The organism is Porphyromonas sp. HMSC065F10, assembly GCF_001808555.1.
Lineage (GTDB): Bacteria > Bacteroidota > Bacteroidia > Bacteroidales > Porphyromonadaceae > Porphyromonas_A.
In genome coordinates this window covers 1-618 of sequence record NZ_KV793781.1, presented here as the reverse complement: position 1 = coordinate 618, position 618 = coordinate 1, and the positions used below count along the sequence as shown (strand labels likewise).

At 48.1% G+C, this 618-nt stretch carries 1 protein-coding gene; it reads left to right on the top strand.

Translation table 11 applies throughout. The features are described 5' to 3' along the window. Positions 1-564, top strand: a 564-nt coding sequence (locus tag HMPREF2890_RS04540; RefSeq protein ID WP_148130675.1) for an IS3 family transposase, incomplete at its 5' end; no start/stop codon positions are given. Positions 565-618 lie beyond the last annotated feature (54 nt).

Here is a 618-nt window from a genome sequence, read left to right as displayed (position 1 = left end):
GAGCTTTGGGTCAGCGACATCACCTACATTACCCTGCGGGGAAACGACCGTTGCTACCTCCACCTGACGACCGATGTGTACTCACGTAAAATCGTGGGGTGGTGCCTCTCCCCCTCGCTCCATGCAACATACACGCTAAGTGCTCTAAAGATGGCGGTGGACAGCTGCCCAGAGGGGACGGACTTTACTCATCTGATACACCACTCAGACAGAGGTATACAGTACTGCTGTGATGAGTACACAAAGTATCTCCACAGCATTGGGGCACAGATCAGTATGACCCAAGACGGAAACCCTCTCGACAACGCCATTGCGGAGCGGGTCAACGGAATCCTAAAGGTCGAAGCCATTGAGAGAGTAAGACTGTTTTCAGACATCAATGAGGCGCGGGAAAAGATCAGAGGCTTTATAGATTTCTACAATAATCACAGACCTCATAGGAGTATTGGAATGTCCACCCCAAATAAAATCTATGGTAGTCAGGCACCACAATTCCTAAACTGCAAAGACGCGAAAAATTCGTATCTTTGTAATGAGGGTAGTGTCAATACGACCGGAGAATAAACGTCAATCCACTCAGTGAATCCTCAGGCACATGAGTCAACTTTATCAGCAAAA